This window comes from Niveibacterium terrae (assembly GCF_048213115.1).
Taxonomy (GTDB): Bacteria; Pseudomonadota; Gammaproteobacteria; order Burkholderiales; family Rhodocyclaceae; genus Niveibacterium; species Niveibacterium terrae.
The window spans coordinates 3,259,530-3,284,915 of the sequence record NZ_CP172404.1 but is presented as its reverse complement, the minus strand read 5'-3'; the positions used below and the strand labels follow the sequence as shown (position 1 = coordinate 3,284,915).

Annotated in this window: 26 protein-coding genes; 15 read left to right on the top strand and 11 right to left on the bottom strand. The window is 64.6% G+C overall.

Annotated features, from left to right (window positions below; translation table 11 throughout):
- Positions 1-15 precede the first annotated feature (15 nt).
- From ACHFB9_RS15255 to gspN, 12 genes are read left to right on the top strand one after another with little or no spacing between them, the layout of a single operon-like run.
- Positions 16-1,029 carry a type II secretion system protein N gene (locus ACHFB9_RS15255; protein WP_417068274.1) on the top strand — a complete coding sequence of 338 codons (1,014 nt, stop codon included), beginning with the start codon at positions 16-18 and terminating at the stop codon, positions 1,027-1,029.
- Positions 1,026-3,128 carry a type II secretion system secretin GspD gene (gene gspD / locus ACHFB9_RS15250; RefSeq protein ID WP_417068273.1) on the top strand — a complete coding sequence of 701 codons (2,103 nt, stop codon included), beginning with the start codon at positions 1,026-1,028 and terminating at the stop codon, positions 3,126-3,128. Before ACHFB9_RS15255 ends, gspD begins: the two co-directional genes overlap by 4 nt.
- Positions 3,125-4,597, top strand: coding sequence for a type II secretion system ATPase GspE (gene gspE / locus ACHFB9_RS15245; RefSeq protein WP_417068272.1), 1,473 nt, complete (start codon positions 3,125-3,127; stop codon positions 4,595-4,597). The genes gspD and gspE overlap by 4 nt, the downstream gene beginning before the upstream one ends.
- A gap of 10 nt (positions 4,598-4,607) precedes the next feature.
- Complete coding sequence (gene gspF / locus ACHFB9_RS15240) at positions 4,608-5,810, top strand: type II secretion system inner membrane protein GspF (protein WP_417068271.1); 1,203 nt, start codon at positions 4,608-4,610, stop codon at positions 5,808-5,810.
- Positions 5,811-5,857: 47 nt separating this feature from the next.
- A complete protein-coding gene (gene gspG, locus ACHFB9_RS15235; protein WP_417068270.1) occupies positions 5,858-6,292 on the top strand; it encodes a type II secretion system major pseudopilin GspG in 435 nt (144 codons plus the stop codon).
- 6 nt (positions 6,293-6,298) lie between these two features.
- A complete protein-coding gene (locus ACHFB9_RS15230) occupies positions 6,299-6,781 on the top strand; it encodes a prepilin-type N-terminal cleavage/methylation domain-containing protein (protein ID WP_417068269.1) in 483 nt (160 codons plus the stop codon).
- The gene (gene gspI, locus ACHFB9_RS15225; protein ID WP_417068267.1) at positions 6,778-7,146 is read left to right on the top strand and encodes a type II secretion system minor pseudopilin GspI; all 369 of its coding nucleotides are present in this window, start codon (positions 6,778-6,780) and stop codon (positions 7,144-7,146) included. The genes ACHFB9_RS15230 and gspI overlap by 4 nt, the downstream gene beginning before the upstream one ends.
- Before the next feature lie 2 nt (positions 7,147-7,148).
- Entirely contained in the window at positions 7,149-7,718 is a 570-nt protein-coding gene (gene gspJ, locus ACHFB9_RS15220; RefSeq protein ID WP_417068266.1) for a type II secretion system minor pseudopilin GspJ, read from the top strand.
- On the top strand, positions 7,681-8,655 hold the full coding sequence (gene gspK / locus ACHFB9_RS15215) for a type II secretion system minor pseudopilin GspK (protein WP_417068265.1): 975 nt from the start codon (positions 7,681-7,683) through the stop codon (positions 8,653-8,655). The genes gspJ and gspK overlap by 38 nt, the downstream gene beginning before the upstream one ends.
- Entirely contained in the window at positions 8,652-9,842 is a 1,191-nt protein-coding gene (gspL, locus tag ACHFB9_RS15210; protein WP_417068263.1) for a type II secretion system protein GspL, read from the top strand. Before gspK ends, gspL begins: the two co-directional genes overlap by 4 nt.
- On the top strand, positions 9,839-10,333 hold the full coding sequence (gene gspM, locus ACHFB9_RS15205) for a type II secretion system protein GspM (protein WP_417068262.1): 495 nt from the start codon (positions 9,839-9,841) through the stop codon (positions 10,331-10,333). The genes gspL and gspM overlap by 4 nt, the downstream gene beginning before the upstream one ends.
- A 2-nt stretch (positions 10,334-10,335) precedes the next feature.
- A complete protein-coding gene (gene gspN, locus ACHFB9_RS15200) occupies positions 10,336-11,079 on the top strand; it encodes a type II secretion system protein N (RefSeq protein WP_417068261.1) in 744 nt (247 codons plus the stop codon).
- 4 nt (positions 11,080-11,083) lie between these two features.
- Here the strand turns inward: gspN and ACHFB9_RS15195 are convergent, their stop codons facing one another.
- The 3 genes from ACHFB9_RS15195 to ACHFB9_RS15185 form a co-directional block, all read right to left on the bottom strand.
- Positions 11,084-11,533: a DUF192 domain-containing protein gene (locus ACHFB9_RS15195; protein ID WP_417068260.1), complete on the bottom strand. Its 450-nt coding sequence runs from the start codon at positions 11,531-11,533 to the stop codon at positions 11,084-11,086.
- The gene (locus ACHFB9_RS15190) at positions 11,530-12,138 is read right to left on the bottom strand and encodes a pseudouridine synthase (RefSeq protein ID WP_417068259.1); all 609 of its coding nucleotides are present in this window, start codon (positions 12,136-12,138) and stop codon (positions 11,530-11,532) included. Before ACHFB9_RS15190 ends, ACHFB9_RS15195 begins: the two co-directional genes overlap by 4 nt.
- Positions 12,139-12,266: 128 nt before the next feature.
- A complete protein-coding gene (locus tag ACHFB9_RS15185) occupies positions 12,267-12,476 on the bottom strand; it encodes a cold-shock protein (protein ID WP_417068258.1) in 210 nt (69 codons plus the stop codon).
- A gap of 299 nt (positions 12,477-12,775) precedes the next feature.
- Between ACHFB9_RS15185 and clpS the strand changes: the two genes are divergently transcribed.
- The gene (gene clpS, locus ACHFB9_RS15180; RefSeq protein WP_417068257.1) at positions 12,776-13,084 is read left to right on the top strand and encodes an ATP-dependent Clp protease adapter ClpS; all 309 of its coding nucleotides are present in this window, start codon (positions 12,776-12,778) and stop codon (positions 13,082-13,084) included.
- A gap of 1 nt (position 13,085) precedes the next feature.
- The gene (gene clpA, locus ACHFB9_RS15175) at positions 13,086-15,365 is read left to right on the top strand and encodes an ATP-dependent Clp protease ATP-binding subunit ClpA (protein WP_417068256.1); all 2,280 of its coding nucleotides are present in this window, start codon (positions 13,086-13,088) and stop codon (positions 15,363-15,365) included.
- A 48-nt stretch (positions 15,366-15,413) separates the two neighbouring features.
- Here the strand turns inward: clpA and lptA are convergent, their stop codons facing one another.
- Genes lptA through ACHFB9_RS15155 form a run of 4 tightly spaced genes read right to left on the bottom strand, consistent with a single transcriptional unit; the run spans position 15,414 to position 18,077 of the window.
- Positions 15,414-15,968, bottom strand: a complete 555-nt coding sequence (gene lptA / locus ACHFB9_RS15170) for a lipopolysaccharide transport periplasmic protein LptA (protein ID WP_417068255.1) — start codon at positions 15,966-15,968, stop codon at positions 15,414-15,416.
- Positions 15,965-16,543 (bottom strand): LPS export ABC transporter periplasmic protein LptC, encoded by a 579-nt coding sequence (gene lptC / locus ACHFB9_RS15165; RefSeq protein WP_417068253.1) that lies wholly within the window; start codon positions 16,541-16,543, stop codon positions 15,965-15,967. The genes lptA and lptC overlap by 4 nt, the downstream gene beginning before the upstream one ends.
- Positions 16,540-17,073 carry a KdsC family phosphatase gene (locus ACHFB9_RS15160; protein WP_417068252.1) on the bottom strand — a complete coding sequence of 178 codons (534 nt, stop codon included), beginning with the start codon at positions 17,071-17,073 and terminating at the stop codon, positions 16,540-16,542. The genes lptC and ACHFB9_RS15160 overlap by 4 nt, the downstream gene beginning before the upstream one ends.
- Entirely contained in the window at positions 17,073-18,077 is a 1,005-nt protein-coding gene (locus ACHFB9_RS15155) for a KpsF/GutQ family sugar-phosphate isomerase (protein WP_417068251.1), read from the bottom strand. The genes ACHFB9_RS15160 and ACHFB9_RS15155 overlap by 1 nt, the downstream gene beginning before the upstream one ends.
- 90 nt (positions 18,078-18,167) lie before the next feature.
- Between ACHFB9_RS15155 and ACHFB9_RS15150 the strand changes: the two genes are divergently transcribed.
- The gene (locus ACHFB9_RS15150) at positions 18,168-20,138 is read left to right on the top strand and encodes a cation:proton antiporter (protein ID WP_417068250.1); all 1,971 of its coding nucleotides are present in this window, start codon (positions 18,168-18,170) and stop codon (positions 20,136-20,138) included.
- A 61-nt stretch (positions 20,139-20,199) separates the two neighbouring features.
- Here ACHFB9_RS15150 and ACHFB9_RS15145 read toward each other — a convergent pair whose 3' ends face one another.
- From ACHFB9_RS15145 to ACHFB9_RS15130, 4 genes are all read right to left on the bottom strand, one after another.
- Positions 20,200-21,912, bottom strand: a complete 1,713-nt coding sequence (locus tag ACHFB9_RS15145; RefSeq protein WP_417068248.1) for a GDSL-type esterase/lipase family protein — start codon at positions 21,910-21,912, stop codon at positions 20,200-20,202.
- Between the two features lie 292 nt (positions 21,913-22,204).
- Complete coding sequence (locus tag ACHFB9_RS15140; RefSeq protein ID WP_417068247.1) at positions 22,205-23,077, bottom strand: DMT family transporter; 873 nt, start codon at positions 23,075-23,077, stop codon at positions 22,205-22,207.
- 122 nt (positions 23,078-23,199) lie between these two features.
- Positions 23,200-23,844, bottom strand: a complete 645-nt coding sequence (locus tag ACHFB9_RS15135) for a type II secretion system protein (RefSeq protein ID WP_417068245.1) — start codon at positions 23,842-23,844, stop codon at positions 23,200-23,202.
- A gap of 64 nt (positions 23,845-23,908) precedes the next feature.
- Positions 23,909-25,288 (bottom strand): adenylate/guanylate cyclase domain-containing protein, encoded by a 1,380-nt coding sequence (locus ACHFB9_RS15130; RefSeq protein ID WP_417068244.1) that lies wholly within the window; start codon positions 25,286-25,288, stop codon positions 23,909-23,911.
- Positions 25,289-25,386: the final 98 nt, after the last annotated feature.

Below are 25,386 nucleotides of genomic sequence, written 5' to 3'. Positions count from 1 at the left end.
TTTTTTTGTAAGTCGATGATTCTGTGGCTCTATTTTTGGCGCCGGCGGGCGCAATCTGAACTTCCTGTCCTTGCCGCGCAATTCCGGTCAAGAAGCCTTTGCCGAGACGGGGGAGTATCTTTCCTCAATGCGTCGCTGGACGCGGTATCCGCCCTCTGGAGCCGTTGTCGAGCGAGTGCAGCCCAGCGATGGGCAAAGTTTCATTACGCGCAGCCGTTAGGCCGGGTGGCCCCCAGGGGAAACCCGGCCAATTTTTTTGTCCAGACTTCGCGGTCACACGCTGTTCACATTGATGAGGCTTCGTGTCCTGCGCGCAAGACTGTCTTCACGCCTCCGCTCGGCTCGCGTAGGATGTGCGGTTTCCCAGCTCTGACCGGATTCCGCGTGTCTGTCGCTCTTCCTCGCCGCCTTGAACTTGCCTTGCCGCGCCTTGTTGCCGCCGTGCTCTGGGTTCTAGCCCTGGCCGTAGCCGCTTGGATCTGCGCCAGCTGGTACTGGCGTCTGCGCTCGCCTGTTCCGCTAGCCCTTCCCGCGTCGGAAGTGACAGATCCTGTCGCTGCCGCGCGAGGTGTCAGTGCTCGACATCTCTTTGGCGAGCCGGCCCAGAATTCGCCAGCCCAGCCGGTGAGCCGTTTTGTGCTTCTCGGCGTGGCGGCGAACTCGGGGCGTTCGCCCGGCTTTGCGATCCTCCAAGAAGAAGGTAAGCCCGCCCAGGGCTTCATCGTCGGCGAAGAGGTGTCGCCCGGAGCGAAACTCGTCGCGATCCATGCCGAATCGGTTGAGATCGAACGCAGTGGCGCGCGCGAGACCGTGAAGCTGGTCGATCCGGCCTCCGCGCATGCCGCTCCTGTTCAATCCGCTTCCGCGATGCCGGGGCACGGAAACGCTCCGATGCCCACACCTTCCGCTCAGCCTTCGGTCAATATGGTCCAGAATGGCCAGCTTCCCCAGGCAAATCCTCAGCCTCAGCCTCAGCCCCAGAGCCAGACTGCGACGCAACCGACCAACGACAATTCGCTCAATCAATGACCTGCTCACGTTCCCTGCGCCGAGTTTCTGCGGCGCTGCTGCTTTCCCTGGCTTGCGCTGTGCCGCTGGCGTCCCGGGCCGATGACTCCGAGAGCGTCACGCTCAATTTCGTCAACGCCGACATTGATGCGGTGATTCGCGCGATCGGCAAGATCACCGGCAAGAACTTCATTGTCGATCCCCGGGTCAAGGGGACGCTCAACATCACGACCCAGCAGCCGGTGCCCAAGGCGCTGACCTATCAGATCCTGCTGTCCTCGCTGAGGATGCAGGGTTTCACTGCCGTCGAAGGGCACGGAGTCATCAAGATCCTGCCGGAAGTCGATGCCAAGCTGCACGGTGTCAAGGTCGGCAAGAACAAGCTCATGGCGGGGGGCGACCGGATCGTCACCGAGATCTTCACGATCCGCAACGAATCGGCCGCTCAGCTGGTTCCGGTCGTCAGGCCTCTGGTGTCGCCGAACAATACGGTCACGGCCTATGCCGGCAACAACACGCTGGTCGTCACCGACTATGCGGAGAACGTGGCCAGGATCCGCCAGGTCATCAACTCGATCGACGTGCCCCAGGGCGGGATCCGCATCATTCCGGTTCAGCACGCTTCGGCGCTGGATCTCGCGAACACGATCAACAAGCTGGTCGCGGATTCCGGTAGCGGCGCCGCGGGGGCCGGGGATGGCAGCCAGCGCATTGCTGTTCAGGCGGATACGCATACGAACAGCCTGCTCGTGCGCTCGGACAATCCGTCCAAGCTGGCGATGGTGCGCAGCCTGGTCAGCAATCTTGATCAACCCGGCGCCGCTGGCAATATCCGCGTGATCTATCTGAAGAACGCCGAAGCGACCAAGGTTGCCCAGACCCTGAGGGCGGTGATCAGCGGCGACTCCAGCGCGATCTCGTCGCCGACGAGCAGCGGTCTGAGCTCTAGCGCCAGTACCAGTTCCAGTACGACGAGCAGTTCGAGCGGCAGCCTCGGCTCCAGCTCTTCCAGCGCTCTGCCCTCCAGCAGCTCGTCCTCGGGCTCTGGCTCAGGCTCCTCGTCCGGCGGCGGCATGATCCAGGCCGATGCGACCAGCAACGCGCTGATCATCACCGCGCCCGAACCGATCTATAACAATCTGCGCAAAGTCATCGACATGCTCGACCGGCGGCGCGCCCAGGTTCTGGTCGAAGCGCTGATCGTCGAGACGACTTCGAAGAATGCAACCGAAATGGGGATCCAGTGGATGGCCGGCAATGCCACCAATGGTCTCTATGGCGGCACCAGCTTTGGCTCGACCTCCGAGGGCACCAATATCCTCGGCGTCGCGACTTCGCCGACGACGCTCGCCAACGGGATGAACGTTCTGGTCAGCGCCGGTTCGCTGACGATCAACGGGACGAAGATTCTGAACCTGAACATGCTGGCCCACTTCCTGCAGAACTCGTCGAAGAACAACATCCTGTCGACGCCGACGATCGTGACGATGGACAACGAGGAGGCGAAGATCCTGATCGGCCAGAACGTGCCTTTCGTGACCGGTTCGTATACGACCAGCAGCTCGACGACCAGCAATCCCTTCACGACCGTCGAGCGCAAGGACGTCGGCCTGACCTTGAAACTGAAACCGCAGATCTCCGAAGGTGGTTCGGTAAAGCTGATCATCAGCCAGGAGAGCTCCTCGGTGGCGAGCACCTCCGCAACGCTGGGCCCGACGACCAACAAGCGGTCCATCGATTCGACGGTGCTGATCGACGACGGCTCGATCATCGCGCTGGGCGGCCTGATCGAGGACACCGTGACCGGCTCGGTCGAAAAAGTGCCTTTCTTCGGCGATCTGCCGGTTCTGGGCAGCCTGTTCCGCTATGACTCCCGTTCTCATTCCAAGACGAATATGGTGGTCTTCCTCCGTCCGCGGATCCTGCGCGACCCCGAGGCCTATGGCGCGATGACCACCGATCGCTACCAGGACATCATCGGCACGCTGAAGAAAGCGGATCCGCATCCGAACAAGATGATGCCCAAGCTCGAAGAGCCGGATATCGTTGTGCCCCGGATGCTTCAGGGCGATGCGGAAAAGGCCGGTTCGGCCGCTGCGAGCGAAGCCCAGAAGCAATGAGTACTCCGTCCCAGAGGCTGCCCTATGCCTTCGCGCGCGCCCACGGCGTGCTGCTCGGCGAAGTCGGGGAAACGCAGGCCGAAGTCTTTGCGCGCGAGGATGCCAGTCCGCTGGCGCTGGCCGAAGTGCGGAGGATGCTCGGTCAGCCGCTCAAGCTCTCGTCTTTGAGTCGCGGCGCTTTCGAGGCCAGGCTGTCCGAAGCCTATAGCGGCGGCGAGAACAATGCCGCCGAGATTGCCGCCGACGTCGGGCAGGACATCGACGTTTCGCAGCTGATGCAGGAGCTGCCGCCGGTCGAGGATCTGCTCGAAGCCGAAGACGACGCGCCGATCATCCGGATGATCAATGCGCTGCTGACCCAGGCGGTCCGCCAGCAGGCGTCCGACATCCACATCGAGCCTTACGAGACCTATTCAGTCGTGCGCCTGAGGCGCGACGGCGTGCTCGTCGAAGTCGCCCGACCGCATCGCGCGCTGCATGCGGCGATGGCCTCGCGCATCAAGATCATGGCCAGCCTGGACATCGCCGAGAAGCGGCTGCCCCAGGACGGCCGCATCGGCGTCCGGCTCGCCGGCCGCCAGATCGACGTGCGCGTCTCGACGCTGCCGACTTCGCACGGAGAGCGGATCGTGCTGCGTCTGCTCGACAAGGACGCGACCCAGTTCGGACTCGACGCGCTGGGCATGGCGCCCGAGACCGGGCGGGCTTTCGATCACCTGCTCGCTCAGCCGCACGGCATCCTGCTCGTGACTGGACCGACCGGTTCGGGCAAGACAACGACTCTGTATGCGGCGCTGCGCACGCTGGACGGGCACACCCGGAACATCGTCACGGTCGAGGATCCGGTCGAGTACGACTTGCCCGGGGTCGGGCAGATCCAGGTCAACGCCCGGGTCGAGCTGACCTTCGCGCGGGCCCTGCGCTCGATCCTGCGTCAGGACCCGGACGTGATCATGATCGGCGAAATCCGTGACCTCGAAACCGCGCAGATCGCGGTTCAGGCGTCGCTGACCGGCCACATGGTGCTGGCGACGCTGCACACGAACGACGCGCCTTCGGCCGTCACGCGTCTGATCGACATGGGGGTCGAGCCTTTCCTGCTCGCTTCGACGCTGCGCGGCGCGCTGGCCCAGCGCCTGGTGCGCAAGCTGTGTCCGAGCTGCCGTGCGCCCTATCCGGCCAGTGCGGCCGACAAGGCGGTGATCGGAGAGGGGTGCCCCGATACGCTGTGGCGGCCGACCGGCTGCGCAGCTTGCGGCAACACCGGCTATGCGGGGCGGACCGGCGTCTATGAACTTCTGACCGTCAACGAGACGGTCCAGGGCCTGGTGCACGACCAGGCTTCCGAAGCCGAGCTGCGCGAGGCCGGCCATGTGACCGGGCTGAGAAGCCTGCGCGATGACGGCATGCGTCTGCTCTCCGAAGGCATCACCTCGGCCGAGGAGTTGCTGCGGGTAACCAGGGACTGAGTCGGCGAAGATGGCAGCTTTCCAGTACCAGGCCATGGATGCCGACGGGCGCACCGTCAGTGGCATTCTCGAAGCGGACAGCGCCCGGGCCGCGCGCGGTCAGTTGCGCGAGCGCGGTCTCTTCCCGCTCGACATCGCGGCGACGGGCAGCCGACGCAGCGGAGTCGGGGCAGCACATCGCCTGCGCGCATCCGAACTGTCCCTGCTGACCCGTCAATGGGGCGCTTTGCTGGCTGCCGGACTGACCGTCGAGCAGGCTCTGTCCGCGCTGGGCGAGCAGTCCGAAAAGGAGGCGACCCGCCAGGTGCTCGCCGCGGTGCGCAGCGAGATCCTCGCCGGCTATTCGCTGCGCGCGGCGCTCGACCGCTATGCGACGTCCTTCCCGATGATCTACCGGGCTTCGGTCGCCGCCGGCGAGAAGTCGGGCGAACTCGCCCAGGTCATGAATCAGCTCGCCGACTATATGGAACGCAGCGACGAGCTCAGGCGCAAGACGGTCCAGGCGCTGATCTACCCGGCGATCGTCGCGATCGTCGCGGTGCTGGTCGTCACCGGCTTGCTGACTTATGTCGTGCCCCAGGTTGTCGCGGTCTTTCAGAGCGGCAAGCAGGCACTGCCTCTGCTGACCCGGATCATGATCGCTCTGTCGGGCTTCCTGCGCGGCTGGGGCTGGCTCTTGCTGCTCGCGATCGGCGGCGGCATCGCCGGCCTGCGCTATTCGCTGCGCGAGGACGCGGTTCGCCGGCGCTGGGATGCCTGGCTGCTGGAACTTCCTCTGCTCGGCCGGCATCTGCGCACGCTCGATACGACGCGCTTTGCGAGCACACTGGCCATTCTGGTCGGCAGCGGCGTGCCTTTGCTGTCGGCGCTCGATGCCGGTCGCCAGGTTGTCGTCCGCCTGCCTCTGCGCGATGCGATCGCGACCGCGTCCGAGCGGGTCCGCGAAGGCATGAGCCTGTCGCGCGCGCTTTCGGCGACGCGCCGTTTCCCGCCTCTGCTCGCGCACATGATCGGCAGCGGCGAGGCGACCGGTCAGCTCGACCAGATGCTCGATCGCGCCGCCCGCCTCCAGCAGGGCGAACTCGAAACGCGCACCGCGCTGCTGACCAGCCTGCTCGAACCGTTGCTGCTTCTGGTGATGGGCGGCATGGTGCTGCTGATCGTGCTGGCCGTGATGCAACCGATCATCGCCATCAATACTCTGCTCAAATGAAATCCGCCCTCGTCATCGCGAGAGGCGCCTCGCCCAAAGGAGATTCCATGTCCATTCGCCCCCGCGCGCTGCGCGGCTTTACCCTGATCGAAATGATGGTCGTCATCGTGATCATGGGCGTGCTCGCCGCGCTGATCGTGCCCAAGGTCATGAACCGCCCCGATGAGGCGCGGATCGTCGCAGCCAAGCAGGACATCGCAGCACTGAGCCAGGCGCTCAAGCTCTACCGCCTGGACAACCGCCGCTATCCGAGCACCGAACAAGGGCTGCAGGCCCTCGTGCAGAAGCCGACGATCGCGCCGATTCCGGACAACTGGAAGACCGGCGGCTACCTCGAACGCCTGCCCAAGGATCCGTGGGGCGCGCCCTACCAGTACCTCGCTCCGGGTGTGCACGGCGAAATCGACATCTTCAGCTTTGGCGCCGACGGTCAGGCCGGCGGCGAAGGCTCGGATGCCGATGTCGGCAACTGGGCGCTCTGAGGCGTCATGATCGCGCGCGGCTTCACGCTGATCGAAGTGATGGTGGTGCTGGTGATCCTCGGGATCACGTCGGCCGCCGTCAGCTTCAGCATCACCGGCTTGCAGTCGCGCCAGACCGAGCAGGAGATGGATCGGCTGCGCCTGGTGCTGGAGACCGCCGGCGAGCGCGCTGCGGTGACTGGAACCCCGATCGCCGCCGAGTTCCTGCCCGGCCGCTACCGCTTCAGCACGCTCGATACCGACGGGCACTGGCGTCCGATCGTCGGTGACGATCCGCTCGCCGAGCGGCCGCTGCCCGACGATCTGAGCTGGGTCTCGCTGTCGATCAACAACCAGCCGCCGGTCAGCGATCCACCTCTGATCTTCAATTCCGAGATGCCGCGCTTCGAGCTGCACCTGCGCGGTCCGGACGGCGAACGCGAATACCGGTCCCGCGCCGACGGTTCGGTCGAGATGAAGATCGTTCCCATCAATGGAGCATCCTCGTGAGCGCGCGCGGTTTCACGCTGCTCGAAGTGTTGGTCGCGCTGGCGATCCTGGCGACCGCGCTGGTTTCGGGCTTTCGCGCCGTGGGCCTGGCCACCGGCAGTGCCGGCGAGCTGCGCGATCGCATGCTCGCCGAATGGGTCGCGCAGAACCGCCTCGCGCTGCACCGGGCCAATTCCGACTTTCTCGACACCGGGAACTACGAAGGGACGGTGACCCAGGCGGGGCAGGAGTTCCACTGGAAGGAGACCGTCAAGTCGACGCAGAATTCGCTGTTCCACCGCATCGACGTCAATGTCTATGCGCCGGGCGAGAGCGAACACGCGCTCGCGACGCTGCGCGGCTTCATGGCCAAACCGCTGCAATGAACATGCGCGACTCCCGCCGCCTCCGCGGCATGACCCTGATCGAAGTGATGGTCGCGATCGCGATCTTCGCGCTGCTCGGCGTGATCTCGTGGCGCGCGCTCAGCGGCATGGCCGACGCGCGCGAGCGGATGAACGTCGAGTTTGCGCGCTGGCGGGCGATCGCGCGTTTCGGGCAGATGGTCGAGAACGATCTCGCCCAGATCGCGCCGCGCATGGGTACGAGCACGAGCACCCAGGGCGCGCTGGTGCTGAGCCGCTCCGACACCGTCGAAGAGCTGCGCCTGACCCGCTTCGACGCGGCGAGCGGGGGCCTGCAGCGCCGCGCCTATCGGCTCGACAAGGAAGATCTGCTGCTCGAACGCATTCCGCTGCTCAACGATTCGATCGAACCCGAGAAGGATGTGCTGCTGACTGGGGTGAAGTCGCTGCACTGGCGCTTCCTGGTCAACGGGAAAGAGGTCACCGAGTGGACCCCGTCGACGAGCGCGCCCTGGGTTTTGCCCGGCGCCGTCATCATGGAAATGGAGCTTGCCGATGTCGGCACCGTCACGCGCGTCTTCGCCCTTCACTGAGCGCGGCGTCGCCGTGATCATGGCGATGCTGACCGTGGCCCTGGTCGCCGCTCTGGCGGCATCGGTCGTCTCGTCCTTCGCCTTTGCCGTCGACAGCCTGTCCGGCCGGCACGACCTCGCGCAGGCGAGGCAGCTCGCGCACGGCGCGATCGACTGGGCGCGCAACATCCTCGCCGACGACTTCCGGCGCGAAGGCAACAATCACGTCGACTATCTCGGCGAGGCCTGGGCGACCAAGGTACCGGCGACGCCGGTCGATGAAGGGGAGCTGAGCGGCGAGATCGAGGATCTGAGCGGCCACTTCAATCTGAACAGCCTGATCAACTCGAACGGCGAGCGCAACTCGACCGGGATCGAGAATTTCGTGCGCCTGCTCGGCGAGTTTGCGGTTTCGGCGAGCCAGGCCCAGCAGCTCGCGAACAACCTCGCAGCCTGGGAAGACAAGGCGGCACAGAGCGCCGATTCCTTCGTGCCGGCGCTGTCCTCGAACTCGCCCCAGCCGCCGAACGCACCGCTGATCTCTCCCGACGAACTGACCAATGTCCCCGGCTTCGACGCCGAACTGGTCGAGCGCCTGCGCCCCTATGTCGCCGCGTTGCCGACGACCGTCGAGACCGGTGCGACCGCGGTGACCGCGCTCAACGTCAACACCGCGAGCGCCGAAGTCCTCTACTCGGTGATGCCGGCCATCGGGCTGCAGGGGGCCCGGGCCCTGGTCTCCGAGCGCACGAGCAAGTACTTCGCGACCACCGACGACTTCAAGGCCCGTTTCAAGGCCAAGGCCGGTACCGATGCGCCCGAAAGCGGCTGGGCCGTGAACAGCAATTTCTTCCTCGCATCGGGGCGGGCCAAATACGGCACCGCGACGACCCGGATGCAGGTCATGCTTTACCGGGCCAGTGCCTGGCCCCAAATCCTCTGGCAGAAGATCCTATGAGCCTTCTTCGACTTTATCTGACTGAAAACTGGCCGAGCGAGCCCGCCTGCGAATGGGTGCAGATTGGCCCGGACGGGCGAGTGGCCGCCGAAGGCCGCAGCGAACCGCGGCACTGGCCCGCCGCCGAGCGTACCGAGGTCGTGCTTGCGGGGAGCCAGTGCGTGATGCTGACGGCGCGCCTGCCCAAGGCCGCCCGCCGCGAACAGGACAAGCTGCTGCGCTTCGCGTTCGAGGATCAGCTGATCCAGGATCCGGAGAGCCAGCACCTCGTCATCGCCGATGAGGAGGGCGATCAGGTTCGCGCTCTCGTCGTCGGGCGCGACCGCCTGCGTCAGATCATCGCCCAGCTCGAAGCGCTGGGCCGCAAGCCGGCGCGCGTCTATGCCGCGATCGAAGCTTGCCGTCCCGGCAATGAAGCGGGCTGGACCCTGTTGCGCGGTGCGGAGCAGGCCCTGCTCCATGGCGCCAATGCGCTGCCTTTCGCTTTCGATGCTCAGGGGGCCGACGTGCCCGAGCTGCTGCTCGCGAGCGCGGCTCAGGCCCGCGAAGCCAGTCGCCTGCCTTCCCGGCTGCTGCTGCGCTCCGCCCCCGGTTTGGCGAGCGTCGATTGCCGGGCTTGGAGCGAAAAGCTGGGTCTGCCCGTCGAAGCGGGTGAGCCCTGGAGCTGGCACGCGTTTTCCTCGGCGTGCAACCTTCTCCAGGGCGAGTTCAGGCCGGCCGGAGACCGCGCCGCCTGGCTGCGTCCCGCCCGTCCGGCGCTCGCTCTGCTCGTCGGCGTCCTGGCTTTGGAGCTCGTGGTCTCGCTCGGCCAGGTCCTCTGGCAGCGCCAGCAGCTTGCCGATGCCCGTCACACGATGCAGACCGTGTTCAAGAGCGCATTTCCGAATCAGCCGCTGGTCGATCCGGTCGCGCAGATGCGCACCGGGATCAACGCCGAGCGGCGCGGTCACGGTCAGCTCGGTGACGACGATCTTCTCCCGCTGCTCGCCGCGACCGGTGAAGCCTTGGGCGCGGATGCCCGCGATGCGGTCGCGCAGATGAAGTTCGAAGGCGGCAAGCTGGAGCTGAAGCTCTCGCCGCGGCTCGCCGCCGCGCCCGATGCGGTCGTTGCCCGCCTCGAAGCGCGCGGCCTGCAAGTGAGCCGCAATGCCGATACCCTGACTCTTCGCAAGGAACTCGTCCGATGAAAGCCCTGCTTGCCCTGATCGCCGATGCCCAGCAGGCCTGGCAGGCGCGCCAGCCGCGCGAGCGCCAGATGCTCGCGGCGATGTTCGCGGTTCTCGTGGTCGCGGCGCTGTGGTCGCTGTGGGACTTCTCGCGCACTGAGCGCGTCCGCCTCTCGCGCGCCTTGCCCGCCGCCCAGGCCACGCTTGGGAACATGCGCGATGCCGCCGCGGAACTTCAGCGCCTGCGCCGTCAGCCACTGCGGATCCCCCCCGCGCCCCAGGCATTGGCTGAACTGCTGCAGACCGGCGCGAAGGCACGCGGTCTGGGCCTCAAAGTTCGCGCCGAAGCGGGCGGCGTCGCGGTCAGCGGCAGCGTCGACTTCGATGCCTACCTGAACTGGCTGGCCGAGGCCCAGCGCGATTACGGACTCAAGGTGCAGAAATTCAGCGCAAGCCGCGTCGGCGCCAGTGCCCAGATCGAGATGCTGCTTCTTCCCGGATCGGCGAACTGAGCATGAGGCGTGTCCTCGTTTTCGCTCTGCTGCTGGGACTCTTTCTGCTCGTCCAGGCTCCGGCCTGGCAGATCGATTCGCTGATCTCCCATTTCACCGGTGGCGCGCTCCGTCTGACCCGGATTGAGGGAACTCTGTGGAACGGTCGTGGCCAGCTCGTCGTGATCGACCCGGTCAACCGCCGGCTTCAGCCCTGGATCGCGCTCGAATGGAAGTGGCTGTCGGGGCGGCTGTTCAACGGGGAGCTGCTCTGGCGGCTCTCCGGCGATGGCAAGCCGGCCGGCGACGTTGCGGCGGGGGTCGGTGGTTGGCGGGCCGACGGTCTGGCGCTGCTCGCGCCGGCGCGTTTCGCGCTGGAGCGGATTCCCGGTACTTTTGGCCACCTCGGCTGGCGCGGCGACATGCAACTGGAGACGAGCCAGTGGCGCTGTTCCTGGAAGATGGCCTGCACAGGCCGGGGCAGCTTGCGCTGGGCGGGCGCCGCCGTCGACGTGCTGCGTGCCCGTCCGCTCGGTGACTACCTGCTCGACGTGCAGGGAGATGGCAAGAAGATCGCTTTCGACTGGAGTACGCTCGCCGGCGAGACCAGGATCAGCGCCCAGGGCGAACTCGAGGGGCGCTCCTGGTCCTTGAAGGGCGAAGTGCAGGGCGACCCCGCATTCCTGCAACGCCTGCCTTCGGTCGCCGGGCAGTGGGTTCGTCAGGGCCGCGACCGCGGCCACTACCTGTTCGATCTGCGCGGCTGAGCGCTCAGTGGTGGGCGAAGGGCGGCAGGCCTGCGATGTGCTGGCCGGCCACGATATGGTGGCGGGCGAACCAGCCCTTGTTCATCTCCAGCGCGTAGCGCGCGGGCGTCGCCGCGCAGTGGCTGTCCTCGCTCAGAGCCGTCATCTCCTCGATGTTCAGGATGAAGCCTTCCTCGGACACGAAGGCGACCGAGAGCGACAGGGGCGTGTCCTTCATCCACATGCAGTGACTGCTCTCGACGTCGAAGACGAAAAGCATGCCGCTGTTTTCCGCCAGGCTGTGCCGGTTCATCAGCCCGATCTCCCTTTGCTGGAAGCTCACCGCGAGTTCGGCCTGGACGTGGGTCTTGCCGAGGGTGAGCTCCTGCACCCTGGGGCCGGAAGCCTGAGCGCAAGGAAGGCTCAGCGCGGAGCAGAGGAGAAGCGCAATCGTCAGCGAGGTCGGTGATTTCATCGTCGGGGCCGGGATCTGGATTGACGCGCACTATCGCCGTTTTGTCCCGGAAAAGCCAGAGCCTGAACCGTTTCGGCCCGCCACTGACCCGGGGTGAGATCGGTGAGCTGCCAGGGGCCGATCGCGCTGCGGACGAGGCGCAGCGTCGGGAAACCGACCTTGGCCGTCATCCGTCTGACCTGGCGGTTCTTGCCCTCGGTGAGCCGGACCTCCAGCCACGCGGTCGGCACCTGCTTGCGAAAGCGTACGGGAGGATCGCGTGGCCACAGCCAGTCGGGCTCGGCTATCCGCCTCGCTTCACAGGGCCGGGTCACGAAGTCGCCCAGGTCGAGAGGGCCTCGCAAAGCGGCGAGCGCAGCGTCGTCGGGTTCGCGCTCGACCTGAACCAGATAGGTTTTCTTCTCTTTGTGACGCGGGTCGGCCAGGCGGTGTTGCAGGCCTCCGTCGTCGGTCAGCAGCAGCAGGCCTTCGCTGTCGGCGTCGAGGCGGCCTGCGGCATAGACGCCCGGCGGCAGGCCGAAATCGGCGAGCGTGCGCTGGCCGGCTTCGCCGGTGAACTGGCTCAGGACTCCGAAGGGTTTGTTCAGCAGGATGATCTGGCTCATGGGGGGCGAGCGAAGCGGGGCTTCGTCGCAGATGAAACGGAGGAGGTTGGAGCATATCCGCTCCGCGCATCCTCCGCTCGAAAAACAGAAGGCCCGCCAAAGGCGGGCCCGTGCGGGAGTGCCCGGGTTCAGGCCGCGCCGCGTTGGATGTTCGAGGCCTGCTTGCCCTTGGGGCCTTGCAGAACGTCGAAGATGACCTTTTCGCCCTCTTTGAGCGTCTTGAAGCCGCCCATCGTGATGGCCGAAAAGTGAGCGAACAGATCTTCGCTGCCGTCGTCGGGCGTGATGAAACCAAAGCCCTTGGAATCGTTGAACCACTTGACCGTGCCTGTTGCCATCTTGCTTGTTTCTCCCTTTGGTTGCCTTTTTTGCCGGATCGAGATCCGCAAACCCCGGTGCGTAGAGCACTGACGGCGTTTTTACGGCAGCGAAAGCGTCGCTGCAATGCAATTTCGCACGCTTGCTTGTGGTGGGGGCGGGGGATGTCGGCTTATGGCCTCGTCATTGTTTCGAAAAATCAGATGCTTGCATGGTCCGCGCGCCGTGCGCTCTTTTTTGCGCCAGCGGCGCAGTTTGTTACTCATCCGACCCCCCCCGATGCCTTGAACAATGGGGTGGAGTGATTAGAATGGCTCGCATGGCTACGAAGAAACAGAACGAATCCGTCCTTGAGGCCGAGCGCACCCGATTGCAGCCTCCGCACTTGTTCAAGGTTCTGCTGCTCAACGACGATTTCACCCCGATGGAGTTCGTTGTGGTTGTGCTGCAACGGTTTTTTTCGATGGATAGAGAACGCGCAACGAGAGTCATGCTCCAAGTGCATACGGAAGGGCGCGGCGTCTGTGGCGTTTTCCCGAAGGACATCGCCGCAACCAAGGTGGAACAGGTCAGCGCTTTCGCGCGGCAGAACCAGCATCCGCTGGCCTGCGTAATGGAGGAAAACTGAGATGATCGCCCAGGAACTTGAAGTCAGCCTGCATCTGGCCTTCGTCGAGGCAAGACAGAAACGCCACGAATTCATCACGATCGAGCATCTGCTGCTGGCTCTGCTCGACAACCCGAGCGCGGCTGAAGTGCTGCGCTCCTGTGCGGCCAGCCTCGACGAGCTGAGGCAGGAGCTGACGCTGTTCATCACCGAACACACCCCGACCGTCGAAGGCGAGGATGAAGTCGATACCCAGCCGACCCTGGGCTTTCAGCGTGTGATCCAGCGCGCGATCCTGCATGTGCAGTCTTCGGGCAAGAAGGAAGTGACCGGAGCAAACGTTCTGGTCGCAATCTTCGGCGAAAAGGAATCGCATGCGGTCTATTTCCTGAGCCGCCAGGGGATCTCGCGGCTGGACGTCGTGAACTTCATCTCACACGGGATTACGAAACAGCCCCAGATGGGCGCGAAGCCGACCGAGAAGTCCGAGTCCGAAGCCTCCGAAGGCGAAGCTCAGGAAGCGGCGGCGAGCGGCGGAGCGCTGGAGAGCTTCACGCAGAACCTGAACCAGCAGGCGCTCCAGGGCAAGATCGATCCCTTGATCGGCCGCGACAAGGAAATCGAACGGGTCATCCAGACCCTGTGCCGGCGGCGCAAGAACAATCCGCTGCTGGTCGGCGAAGCCGGTGTCGGCAAGACCGCGATCGCCGAAGGCCTGGCGCGCCGGATCATCGACGGGCGGGTTCCCGATCTGCTCGAGAACGCGCAGGTCTATGCGCTCGACATGGGCGCGCTGCTGGCCGGAACGAAGTACCGGGGCGACTTCGAGCAAAGGCTCAAGGCCGTGCTCAAACAGCTGGCCGAAACCGACAAGGCGATCCTGTTCATCGACGAGATCCACACGCTGATCGGCGCCGGGGCGGCCTCGGGCGGAACGCTGGATGCATCGAACCTGCTCAAACCGGCGCTCTCGTCGGGGCAGCTCAAATGCGTCGGGGCGACCACCTTCACCGAGTTCCGGCAGATCTTCGAGAAAGATCACGCGCTGTCCCGGCGCTTCCAGAAGGTCGAAGTCGTCGAGCCCTCGGTCCAGGAGACTGTCGAGATCCTCAAGGGCCTGAAGTCGCGTTTCGAGCAGCACCATGGCATCAAGTATTCGAACGCGGCGCTGAGCAGCGCGGCCGAACTGTCGGCGCGCTACATCAACGACCGCCATCTGCCCGACAAGGCGATCGACGTAATCGACGAGGCCGGAGCCGCTCAGCGCATCCTGCCCAAGTCGCGGCAGAAGAAGGTGATCGGCAAGGGCGAGATCGAGGACATCGTCGCGAAGATCGCCCGGATCCCGCCGCGCAGCGTCTCGTCCGATGACAAGAATGCGTTGCGCAACCTCGACCGCGATCTGAAGAACGTCGTGTTCGGACAGTCCGATGCGATCGATGCGCTGTCGCGCGCGATCAAGATGTCGCGCTCGGGTCTCGGCAACCCGCAGAAGCCGATCGGGGCTTTCCTGTTCAGCGGCCCGACCGGCGTCGGCAAGACCGAGGTCGCGCGCCAGCTCGCCTACACGCTGGGCATAGAGCTGGTCCGCTTCGACATGTCCGAGTACATGGAACGCCATGCGGTCAGCCGGCTGATCGGCGCGCCTCCTGGCTATGTCGGCTTCGACCAGGGTGGGCTCTTGACCGAAGCGATCACGAAAGCGCCGCACTGTGTGCTGCTGCTCGACGAGATCGAAAAGGCCCACCCGGACATCTACAACATCTTGCTGCAGGTGATGGACCACGGCACGCTGACCGACAACAACGGCCGCAAGGCGGACTTCCGCAACGCGATCATCATCATGACGACCAACGTCGGTCAGGAGGCGATCCAGAAGTCGACGATGGGTTTCACCGCGTCCCGGCAGACCGGCGACGAGATGGTCGAACTGAAGCGTCAATTCACGCCCGAGTTCCGCAACCGGCTCGATGCGACGATCTCGTTCCGGCCGCTCGACGAGGAAGTGATCCTCAGGGTCGTCGACAAGTTCCTGATGCAGCTCGAAGCCCAGCTGACCGAGAAGAAGGTCGAGGTGAGCTTCACCGACGAGCTCAGACGCTGGCTGGCGAGCAAGGGCTTCGACCCCTTGATGGGGGCGAGGCCGATGGCCCGGCTGATTCAGGACGCGATCCGCGCCGTGCTGGCCGACGAGCTGCTGTTCGGGCGTCTCGTCGATGGCGGGCGCATCACGATCGGACTCGACGATCAGGACAAGGTGAGCCTTGTGTTCGACGAAGAGAACGAGGTCGCCGCGGTCTGAACCCGGTCCGTCGCCCAAAAAAAGAGCCGCAGTGCGGCTCTTTCTCGTTCAGGGCGCCGAGGCGGCGGGTTTCGCGCCCGACTTCTTCGGCTGTATCGTCACCGAGACCCGGGACTTCGCGTTGGAGACGACAGTCGCATTCGGGCCGTTCGTGGCCTGGTAGATCTCGTTGTAACCGTCATAGTCGATGTATTGGCCGCTCACTTCGTCACGGCCGCCGCTGACGACTTTCGCGCGATTGAAGAGCTGGGCCGTGTCGTTTTTCGCGTTATAGACGATCCTCTCGGCTTCGCCCTCGATGTACTCGCTCTTCGCTTCGCGTTTCTGACGGAAACGCGCGAGGCCTCCCGCGCCGCTGGTCGCGACGCCCTTCTGGAAGCCGTCCTGATCCTGGGAGACGACGATTTTGTCGGCGTGCAGGGTCAGCGTGCCCTGGGTCAGCACAACGGATCCTTCAAAGATCTGGACCTTGTTTTTGTCGTCGACCGAGACCCGGTCCGCGGTGATCTTGACCGGTTTGCTGCGGTCGGCCTGCTCGGCATGAGCGAGTGGTGACAGCGAGAGGGCGCCCAGCAGAGCGGCGAAACAGAGGGTTTTTCTCATCGGGCTTGGTCCTGGGATTTCGAATAGACGGTTGCTCTGACCTGGTGGAGGCTGACGAGGCCGTGAAGCTGGTCGATCTCGAGGCGTTGGCCGTCGATGATGCTGCGGCCGTGCGTCATGTGCACGGCCTCTTCGGTAAAGGCGCGCTCGTCGTCCGGCAGCACGGTGAGCGAGCTCGTCGCGAAGCCCAGCGCCGGCTGGTCGGCTCCGGCCTCGCGCCTGCCGAGCACATTGCCGGTGAGGACGATCTCGCGGCCCTCGCCGAGGATGCGGGCCGTGTCGGACGTGACCGTCAGGGGTTGGGGCTTGCCGAAATGCATCAGCTGGGGCTTCGTGACGTGGGTGCTCTGATCGTCAGGGTAATGGCTCAGCTTTTCGGTTTTAAGAACATAGAGGCGCTTTCCGTTCGCGTCGAAACGCTCCTGGCTTGCGCCTTGGGCGATCATGTCGGGGTCGTGGCGCAGGCGTCCGTCCGGGTGACTGGCCTGGGTGCGCACATAGTGTTCGAGCCAGAAGCTCGTTCCGGCGAGCAGGCCAGCCAGCAGAATCGGGAAGACCGGCAGGTGTGGTTTCATGCGGATTCGCCCAGCCAGCGCTCGAGCAGCGGCGTGAGCTTGCCCTGGGCTTCGAGGATGAATTCACAGACTTCGCGCGCCGCACCACGCCCGCCCGCGCGGGTGCTGACGTAGTCTACGCGGCCGCGCATCAGCGGATGGCCGTCGCCGGTCGTCGCCGAGAAGCCACAGGCGGACAGGATGGGCAGGTCGACGATGTCGTCGCCGATATAGCCGGCCTGATCGCGCGTCAGATTCAGCTCGTCGAGCAGCTGCTGCAACGCACCGCGCTTGTCCTCGACGCCCTGGTGCAGTCGGGTAATGCCGAGGTTCTCGCAGCGCAGCTCCAGGGCCCGCGAACGGCGGCCCGAGATGATCGCGACTTCGATGCCGGCCATCTGCAGCATCTTCAGACCGTGACCGTCCAGCGTCGAGAAGCCCTTGAACGCATCGCCATCGGCCGAATACCAGATCGTTCCGTCGGTCAGCACGCCGTCGACATCGAAAGCCATCAGTTTGACGGCGGCTGCACGCTCATGAGCCCGGTTCATCAGATCACCTTCGCGTCCATCAGGTCGTGCATGCTCAGCGCGCCGACCAGCACCGCGTCGGCATCGAGTACCAGAATCTGGCTGATCCGCTTCTCCTCCATCCGCGCTGCAGCTTCGGCGGCCAGCGCATCGGGTCCGATCGAACGCGGTGAGCGGGTCATCACTTCACGGATCATCAGTTTGCGCAGATCGACTCCGGAGCCGAGCAGGCGGCGCAGGTCGCCGTCGGTGAAGATGCCTAGCGGGTGGTCGGCATCGTCGACGATCGCGGTCATGCCCATTCCGCCACGGGTCACTTCAAGCAGCGCTTCGTTGAAGCTGGCCGATTCCGGAACGCGGGGAATCCGCTCACCGGTGCGCATGATGTCGGAGACCCGGGTCAGCAGGCGGCGGCCCAGTGCGCCGCCTGGATGGGAGCGGGCGAAGTCGTCGGGGCCGAAGCCACGGGCTTCGAGCAGCGCGACGGCCAGAGCGTCGCCGAGTGCGAGCGCCGCGGTCGTGCTGGCCGTCGGCGCCAAGTTCAGCGGGCAGGCCTCGCGCGCGGTTCCGGCATCGAGATGCACGTCGGCGAGCTGTGCGAGCGTCGAATCCGGGTGGCCGGTCATCGCGATCAGCTTCGCGCCGTTGCGTTTGATGGCCGGCGCAATCGTCAGCACTTCGGCGGTCGTGCCTGAGTTCGACAGCGCCAGCACGACGTCGTCGCGGGTGATCATGCCGAGATCGCCGTGCGCCGCTTCGGTCGCATGGACGAAATAGGCGGGCGTGCCCGTCGAGGCCAGCGTTGCGGCGATCTTGCGGGCGATGTGGCCGGATTTTCCGACCCCGGTCACGATCACGCGGCCGGGGGCTTCGAGGATCAGGCGGGCGGCGTGGACGAAATCGCCATCGATTGAACGGCTCAGGTCCGCGACCGCGGCTGCTTCGATTACCAGGACCTCGCGGCCCAGCCTGATCAGTTCTTCGTCGCTTGCTCGGGAAGCGGTGTTTGGCTTGGTTTCGTGCATGGTCGCGCAGCGGTTAAACTAGGCTGCGAGTATAGCAGAGGGGCAATGCCCCCTTTTTCGCCGGCCCGGCGCTGAATCTGTCCTTTTTTGATGACCTCCACTCTCGATGTAATCCTCCTTTTGTTGGTCGTCTCGGTCGTTGCCGTGATGGGTTTCGGCAAGCTCAAGCTGCCTGGCGAGCTGGCCTATCTGGCCGTCGGCGCGCTGCTCGGCCCCGCCGCGCTGAACCTGATTCCCGACGAGGAGGGCGCGCGCGGGCTGGCCGAGTTCGGCGTCGTGTTCCTGATGTTCACGATCGGGCTGGAGTTCTCTCTGCCCCGGCTGCTCAGCATGAAGAGGGTCGTGTTCGGGCTGGGGGCGCTGCAGGTCGGGGCGAGCATCGCGCTGACGCTGCTGATCGGGCATTTCGCCGGAGTCCCTACCGGTTCGGCCCTGGTGCTCGGTGGCGCGCTCGCGATGTCCTCGACGGCTCTGCTCTCCAAGCTATTGATCGACCGGCTGGAACTCGATGCCGCGCACGGGCGCATGGTGATGGGCGTGCTGCTCTTCCAGGATCTGGCCGTCGTGCCTTTCCTGGTGCTGATCCCGGCGCTCTCCGAGCCCCCCGAGCAGCAGCTGCGCGTGCTGGCGCTCGCCGCGGTCAAGGCGGCGCTGCTTCTGGCGGTTGTCCTCTATCTGGGGCAGAGGATCTTCGCGCGCTGGTTCCTGCTCGTTGCGCGGCGTCGTTCCTCCCAGCTCTTCATGCTCAATGTGCTGCTGGTTACTCTGGGTCTTGCCTGGCTGACTGCCAAAGTGGGGCTGTCGATGGCGCTGGGGGCATTCGTGGCCGGCATGCTGATCTCCGAGACCGAGTACCGCTACCGGGTCGAGGAGCACATCAAGCCTTTTCGCGACGTTCTGCTGGGGCTCTTCCTGGTCACGGTCGGGATGTTCCTCGACGTGCGGGTGATCCTGGCCCATCTGCCCGTCGTGCTTGGGCTTCTGGTGCTGTTGATGGTTGCGAAGTTCGCGGTCGTTGCCGCGGCCTGCCGGATCTTCGGCGCGACGGCCGGAAATTCGGTCCGCACCGGACTCTGGCTCTGCGCCGGAGGCGAGTTCGGTTTCGTGCTGCTCTCGCAAATGGCAGCCTACAAGCTCAGCTCTCCCGAACACATCCAGGTCGCCGCCGCGACGCTGATCCTGTCCCTGGTCCTGGCGCCGCTGCTGGTCGTCGCGAGCGACCGGATCGTGCTGCGCTTTGTCGCGTCCGAATGGTTGCTCCGTTCGATGGAGCTGACCCGGGTCGCCGCCCAGTCCCTGGGCACCGAGCGCCATGTGATCATCTGTGGCTACGGGCGGACGGGGCAGCTGCTGGCCCGCTTCTTCGAGCAGGAGAACCTGTCTTCGGTCGCGCTGGACCTCGATCCCGACCGGGTCCGCGAAGCCGCCGTCGCCGGCGAGACCGTCGTCTATGGCGATGCAGCGCGCCGCGAGACGCTGATCGCCGCAGGCCTGATGCGCGCTTCGGCTGTCGTGATCTCCTATGCGGATGTCGCTTCGGCCTGCCGCGTCATCGATGCGGTCAGGGGCGCTCGTCCCGACCTGCCGGTCGTTGTCCGGGCGACCGAGGAATCCCAGCTCGAACGCCTGTCCCAGGAAGGGGCGGCGGCCGTCGTCACCGATATCTTTGAATCGGGCATCACGCTTGCGAGCCACACGATGGCGCTGGTCGGCGTGCCGCTGTCGAGGGTCGTGCGCCGCACCCGCGACATCCGCAACCAGCGCTATGCGCTGATGCGCGGCTTCTTCCACGGGCTGTCGGACGCGGCGGACAACCCCGACGCGCAGCTGGAGCGGCTGCGTTCGGTCGTGCTCGAGTCGGGCGCCCTGGGTCTGGGCAAGTCGATCGCCGAGCTCGAGAGCGAAGCGCCTGGAGTGCGCGTATCGGCGGTCAGGCGGCACGGAATACGCGGCGTCAACCCCGAGCGGGAGCTCTGTTTCGAGGACGGCGACGTCGTCGTGTTGCGCGGCGTGCCGGCGGCCCTCGCCGCGGCCGAGGACAGGCTGCTGCAGGGCTGGTGAGCCTTTTCTGGCACAAAAAAAGCCCGACCGAAGTCGGGCTCAAGCTTGATGCAAAAGAAACTTATTTGAGCAGGCTCACGAGGCCGGAGAGCGCTCCGGACGTGTCGGCCTTGATGCCTTCGATGATCATCTCGTCGACCTTGACCGCGCCGCTTTCCTTGAAGTGGGTGCGGTCGGCATTCATGTAGTTGCCGGCCGTCTGCGAGCTGTAAGCCAGCGGCGTCACGCCGTCAGCCGCATAGAGCGTCTTGTAATACGGGTATTTCGCAAAATCGGCCGGTCCGGTCGAGTTGTGATAAGCGCGCCACCCACCCGTCGCATCGAGGCCGCCCGTGCCGACGCCCACCGAGTTCATGAACGCGATGCTCTTCGCGTCGAGGTCGACGACCGGGACACTGTTGGCCTTGCCGGTGTCGATCACGGTCTGCGAGTAATTGCCGAAGTAATCGCCCTTGCTCGTGATGTGGGTCGACTTCGTGATCGGGAAAGCGCCTTCGTTGTAGGTCGTGACCGTCTTGTCCTGGTTGATCCGGGTGACCGGAGTCAGCAGCACGATCGTCGCGCCCTTGGCCTTGGCCAGAGCGACGTATTTCTCAAGCGAGCGTTGGAAGGACAGATCGGTGGTCGCGACACCAGGCGGGACGCTGTAGACGGTGCCGTCGGTTCCGGTCGCCGAGGTCGCATTGGCCGACTGGACTGCGCTGGTGGCCGAGTTCGGATAGGTGCAGCGGTTCGCCCAGTCGAGCGAGGCGGTCGTCGTGCACTTCTCGTCGTTGTGACCGAACTGGACCAGGACGTAGTCGCCCTTCTGCAGGTTGTTGGCCAGCATCGCGTACCAGCCTTCGGTGATGAAGCTGCGCGAACTGCGACCGGACTGCGCCAGGTTCACGACCTTGGTCGTCGTCGTATCGGCGACGAAGCGGTCGAAAGTCTGGCCCCAACCCGTGCGCGGAGCGACATCCTTGCCGTAGTTGCTGGCCGTCGAGTCGCCGATCACGAAGATCCGGGTCTTGTACGAGGACCAGGCTTTCAGCGTTGCATCGAGCGCCACGTTGGTCGCCGACAGCTCCTGCATGTTGCGGTCGTACAGGTGGGTCGCGGTCAGCTGGTTGTCGGTGGCGGAGCCGAAGCCGTCGCGGTTGTGATAGATCATGTCGAGCACTGCGTCGACGCCGGTGTGATCGGCCTTCATCGCCGTCGTGACCGGATCGAAAGCGCTGACGTTGCTGACCTTGGCGGCCGTCAGCGCATCGCTGACCAGGCTGCGCAGGCTGTCGGTGCTGGACTTGATCGTGGTCGCGCTCGCCTTGGCGACGACGCCGCTCGCGCAGGCATTGTAGAGCTGCACGGAACCCTTCAGGTTCATGTCGGTCGTCGCGACATCGGACGCGATCTTGTCGGTCAGCTGATTGACGTTGGCGATATTGCTGCCCGAGCTGAGGCTGGACAGGATTGCCGTATAGAGTTTGGTGCCGTTGATCGGCTGCATGATGCCGTTGACCGGGCTCAGCGGTGCGCTGGTGACACCGACCAGAAGCGGCGCGGTCAGACCGGAAATGTCGACGCTATAGGCTCCCTGGGAATCGGTGCTGGTGGTCTTTTTGGCGCCATTGGCGCCGCAGACGACGATGTCGGCATTGGCGAGCGGAGCGCCGGATGCGGCAACCCCGGTCAGCACGGTCGAGGTTTGCGAATCGTTTGAGCTGCCACAGCCCGCAAGAGTTGCGGTCAGCAGGGCGGCCAGAGTGGTCAGGCGGAAAATCCGGGTCTTCACTGCATCCTCCTTGTCCTTGGAAATGAATACCTTTATCAGCGCAAGCTTTCCGTGAGTGGCGGGCTTGTCTATGGACACATGCAGTATTTCTACGCGCAGTGCTTTGCCGAAAAGATTCCTTTGCCGGATATCCGCGGTGCGGGGATCCGGGGCGCAAAGAGTAATGCGGAATTAATCCTTTGATCAAGGGGGTTTATGGTTTGATGTCGAATTGCCGGTGCCGGTATTTATTTGAAAGCCAGATTTTGATTTCTGGCTTTTTTTTGTGAACGGATTCTGTTGCCTTGGCTTTTTAAATCGTATTAGCGGATTCGGCGACGGGAGTGGCGCGGGTGAATTTCCATTCGCTGATGATGACCGCCAATACGACCAGAGCGCCTCCGGCCATTCCCCTTAGCCCCAGAGTCTCACCGAGCCAGAACCAGCTGAAGATCGCCGCGAAGACGGGTTCCAGCGCGTAGATCACGGCCGCTTTCTCGGCGCTGACTTCCCGTTGGGCGATGGCGAGCAGGAAGAGCATGCCGGCGCTGGCGATCAGTCCCAGGTAGAGCAGGGGCAAAGCCGCATCCGCGGCGCGTTGGGGAAGGCTGCCGAGTGCGCTCTCGCCCGCGAAGGGCAGTGCGAGGCAGCCCAGGATCGCCATCAGCACGATCTGGGTCGCGGTCAGATCCCGGGGGTCGTTGCGTGGAGCCACCGCGGACAGAATCAGTACATAGGCGGCATTGGCCAGAGCACAGAGCAAAGTCAGGCCGTCGCCGAGCCAATTTCCACCCCCTTCCCAGGAGAGCAGTCCGATTCCGAAGCAGGCCAGTGCCGCGGCAAACACGCCCTGAGCACTCAGGCGACGACCGAAAGCCAGACCCAGAAAGGGAACCATCAGCACGTTCAAACTGGTCAGGAAGGCGCTGCGGTTCGACGAGATATGGGCCAGGCCAAAAGCCTGGGTGATATAGGCGATGAGTGCGACGATGCCGAGCAGCGCGCCGTCCCGCCAGCTCTGCCGCGACGCTTTCAGCGCGAAAGGCAGCATCACGACAGAGGCGGCGAGAAAGCGCAGGGTCGATATCTCGAGGCCGGAGAGGGTGGCCGAAGCGGACTTGAGGAGCGGGAAAGTCGTTCCCCAGACCAGGGTCGCGACCAGAAGCAGTACGATGTTGAAATTCACGAAAAGCCTGTGCCTGGAAGGCAAAGCGAGCATTCTACCGACCCGGTCGGGTGATTCCGGACGCTGGTGCGACCAGATCGTTCGACTCGAGGCCTCGCCGTGAATCTGAAGAATCGTCCTGCTCAGAAGCCCATGCAGACCGTGTAGAGCCCGTTCTCATCGATCCCCGATGCGGTCGAGCTGCCGGGACTGGTCAGTTTTGCGCGCATCGAGCCGCTGCGCGGATTCCCGTCGTCCATCAGCGTGTCCAGCGATGCGACGTGGCGCCCCCGGATGTTCTCGGCGCAGACGATCAGACCTCCCGGAGTTTCCGGGATCGCCGAATCGCTGGCCCGGCTCAACACCGTGAAAGGGCCTCCGTCGGTATGCCTAGGGCTCGCGAGGCTGGTCGAATCTCCGGTCAGCAGATTGGCCAGACGCAGGTGTTGCCACAGGCACAGGATTTCGGCCGTTGCGGAACTGCCGCCCTCGATGACCCCGTCGCCGTTTCCCTGGCAGGTGGATGCTCCCCAGCGGTTTACTGCGCCCGCATCGTCTCCGGGCAGGCTGCGGTACTTGTCCTGGTAGCTGAGCACGGCGATCGAGATCGCACGGTAGTCCTGGGCGATGTTCTTGACTTTCGCGCTGTCGATCAGCTCCTGCCCCTTGAGCATGCCTCCGAGCAAGAGGCCGATGATGACCAGCACAATAGCGATTTCAACCAGGGTGAAACCGGTTTGCCTTTTCATCTTGTCCTCGCTCCAGGCCTGTTCGACGGAGGCGCTCATCCTGCCATGAACCCGGTACGGGATCAGAGGCAAATTCCTCAGTCCACCTGAGCTTGTTTCGTGCTCAGAGTCGGGAGGCGATGCCTGTCACGGAGGCCGGTGAGCGCAGCGGTGGAGGCGCTGGTGCGCGGGCGGGAGCGGGCACCCTGTCGCGGCTGACGGTCTCGATCCCGGGCGTCGGCGCGGGATCGTTGAGCCGGTAGACGACGACCGTTCCCTTGCCCTTGAGCGGAACGACGTGAGGGGGGGCGAAATTGAAGCGACAGGCCAGGCGGGAATGGGTTCGGGCATCGCACTGAATGGCCCCGGGCGCTCCTTCGGCGGTGATCCGGCTCGCGAGGTTGACCGTATCTCCCCACAGGTCGTAGATGAACTTCTTCTTGCCGACGACGCCCGCGATGACCGGTCCCGTGCCAATGCCTATCCTGACCCGTATCGGGTTCGGGCCGCGCGCGCCTTCTCCGGCCAGCCAGTCGCGCATGTCCACGGCGAGGCGGGCGATCGCACCGCAGGGGTCGGTCTCGTTCGGATTCAGGCCTCCGGCGACCATATAGGAGTCGCCAATCGTCTTGATCTTCTCGAGGCCGTGGCGCTCGGCCAGTTCATCGAAGTGAGAGAAGACGCGGTTGAGCATGCCGAAGATCTGTTTCGGAGTCATGTCAGCCGCCAACTCGGTGAAGCTGACGATGTCGGCGAACATCACTGTGACTTCAGCGTAGCCGTCGGCGATCGTGCAATCGGAATCCTTGAGCCGCTCGGCGATCGACTGGGGCAGGACGTTGAGCAACAGCCGTTCCGATCTGTCCTGCTCAATCCTCAGCTGCCGGTGCGCCTCCTCGAGTGCGGCGGCGGTCTTCTGCTTCTCTATTGTCGAGAAGCGCAGCAGGACCCAGACGATAGAGGACAGCGCAGCAAAGTTCAGCGCGAAGAAAGCCATTGAGGCTTTGAGCGGCACGACTGCCGGGCGTGCCGCGACGAAGTCAGCGAGCAGCACATCGGAAGCGCCCGAAAGCAGGGTCAGGAACAGGTAGGCACCGAACCACGGAGCCGATTCGCGCGGTCCCGCGCACAGCAGTGCGCCCAGTGGAGCGAGAAGCCCCCACAGGATCAGGCCCGAGGCCGTGACGAAGTTGCCCAGGGCCCACTGCGTGATGAAGGGGAAGAACAGGAAGATCGCGAGCTGGGTGAAACGGAAGGCCGCGAAGTTTCCGCTCGCGGCGAACACCAGCAGATTGCCGGCGACGAGAACCTGAAGCAGGAAGGGCAGGGTCGGTGAAGGCCTGGGGCCGAGCGCCCAGTAGATCAGCAACCAGCCCATCGAGGCGATGCTGACCAGGCCGCTCGCCTGCACCAGCAGAGCTTTCTGCAGCTTCAGTTCTTCGCTGTCGCCCGGCTCTATTCCGGCGGTGCGCAAGCGGCGGATGATGTGCGTGAGAGATTTCACGGTTCAAGTGTGTCGCGGGCGATGGAGCAGGGTCAAGTCTTTCCTCTGGCGAAAACGATTAACCGCGTGTCGTTTTTCGAACCACGTCTTTTTATGCG

What these genes read in the sequence shown, in the direction of transcription:
- ACHFB9_RS15255 (WP_417068274.1), top strand. Translation starts at nt 16, where the DNA reads ATGATTCTGTGGCTCTATTTTTGGCGCCGGCGGGCGCAATCTGAACTT.
- gspD (WP_417068273.1), top strand. Translation starts at nt 1,026, where the DNA reads ATGACCTGCTCACGTTCCCTGCGCCGAGTTTCTGCGGCGCTGCTGCTT.
- gspE (WP_417068272.1), top strand. Translation starts at nt 3,125, where the DNA reads ATGAGTACTCCGTCCCAGAGGCTGCCCTATGCCTTCGCGCGCGCCCAC.
- gspF (WP_417068271.1), top strand. Translation starts at nt 4,608, where the DNA reads ATGGCAGCTTTCCAGTACCAGGCCATGGATGCCGACGGGCGCACCGTC.
- gspG (WP_417068270.1), top strand. Translation starts at nt 5,858, where the DNA reads ATGTCCATTCGCCCCCGCGCGCTGCGCGGCTTTACCCTGATCGAAATG.
- ACHFB9_RS15230 (WP_417068269.1), top strand. Translation starts at nt 6,299, where the DNA reads ATGATCGCGCGCGGCTTCACGCTGATCGAAGTGATGGTGGTGCTGGTG.
- gspJ (WP_417068266.1), top strand. Translation starts at nt 7,149, where the DNA reads ATGCGCGACTCCCGCCGCCTCCGCGGCATGACCCTGATCGAAGTGATG.
- gspK (WP_417068265.1), top strand. Translation starts at nt 7,681, where the DNA reads ATGTCGGCACCGTCACGCGCGTCTTCGCCCTTCACTGAGCGCGGCGTC.
- gspL (WP_417068263.1), top strand. Translation starts at nt 8,652, where the DNA reads ATGAGCCTTCTTCGACTTTATCTGACTGAAAACTGGCCGAGCGAGCCC.
- gspM (WP_417068262.1), top strand. Translation starts at nt 9,839, where the DNA reads ATGAAAGCCCTGCTTGCCCTGATCGCCGATGCCCAGCAGGCCTGGCAG.
- gspN (WP_417068261.1), top strand. Translation starts at nt 10,336, where the DNA reads ATGAGGCGTGTCCTCGTTTTCGCTCTGCTGCTGGGACTCTTTCTGCTC.
- ACHFB9_RS15195 (WP_417068260.1), bottom strand. Translation starts at nt 11,533, where the DNA reads ATGAAATCACCGACCTCGCTGACGATTGCGCTTCTCCTCTGCTCCGCG.
- ACHFB9_RS15190 (WP_417068259.1), bottom strand. Translation starts at nt 12,138, where the DNA reads ATGAGCCAGATCATCCTGCTGAACAAACCCTTCGGAGTCCTGAGCCAG.
- ACHFB9_RS15185 (WP_417068258.1), bottom strand. Translation starts at nt 12,476, where the DNA reads ATGGCAACAGGCACGGTCAAGTGGTTCAACGATTCCAAGGGCTTTGGT.
- clpS (WP_417068257.1), top strand. Translation starts at nt 12,776, where the DNA reads ATGGCTACGAAGAAACAGAACGAATCCGTCCTTGAGGCCGAGCGCACC.
- clpA (WP_417068256.1), top strand. Translation starts at nt 13,086, where the DNA reads ATGATCGCCCAGGAACTTGAAGTCAGCCTGCATCTGGCCTTCGTCGAG.
- lptA (WP_417068255.1), bottom strand. Translation starts at nt 15,968, where the DNA reads ATGAGAAAAACCCTCTGTTTCGCCGCTCTGCTGGGCGCCCTCTCGCTG.
- lptC (WP_417068253.1), bottom strand. Translation starts at nt 16,543, where the DNA reads ATGAAACCACACCTGCCGGTCTTCCCGATTCTGCTGGCTGGCCTGCTC.
- ACHFB9_RS15160 (WP_417068252.1), bottom strand. Translation starts at nt 17,073, where the DNA reads ATGAACCGGGCTCATGAGCGTGCAGCCGCCGTCAAACTGATGGCTTTC.
- ACHFB9_RS15155 (WP_417068251.1), bottom strand. Translation starts at nt 18,077, where the DNA reads ATGCACGAAACCAAGCCAAACACCGCTTCCCGAGCAAGCGACGAAGAA.
- ACHFB9_RS15150 (WP_417068250.1), top strand. Translation starts at nt 18,168, where the DNA reads ATGACCTCCACTCTCGATGTAATCCTCCTTTTGTTGGTCGTCTCGGTC.
- ACHFB9_RS15135 (WP_417068245.1), bottom strand. Translation starts at nt 23,844, where the DNA reads ATGAGCGCCTCCGTCGAACAGGCCTGGAGCGAGGACAAGATGAAAAGG.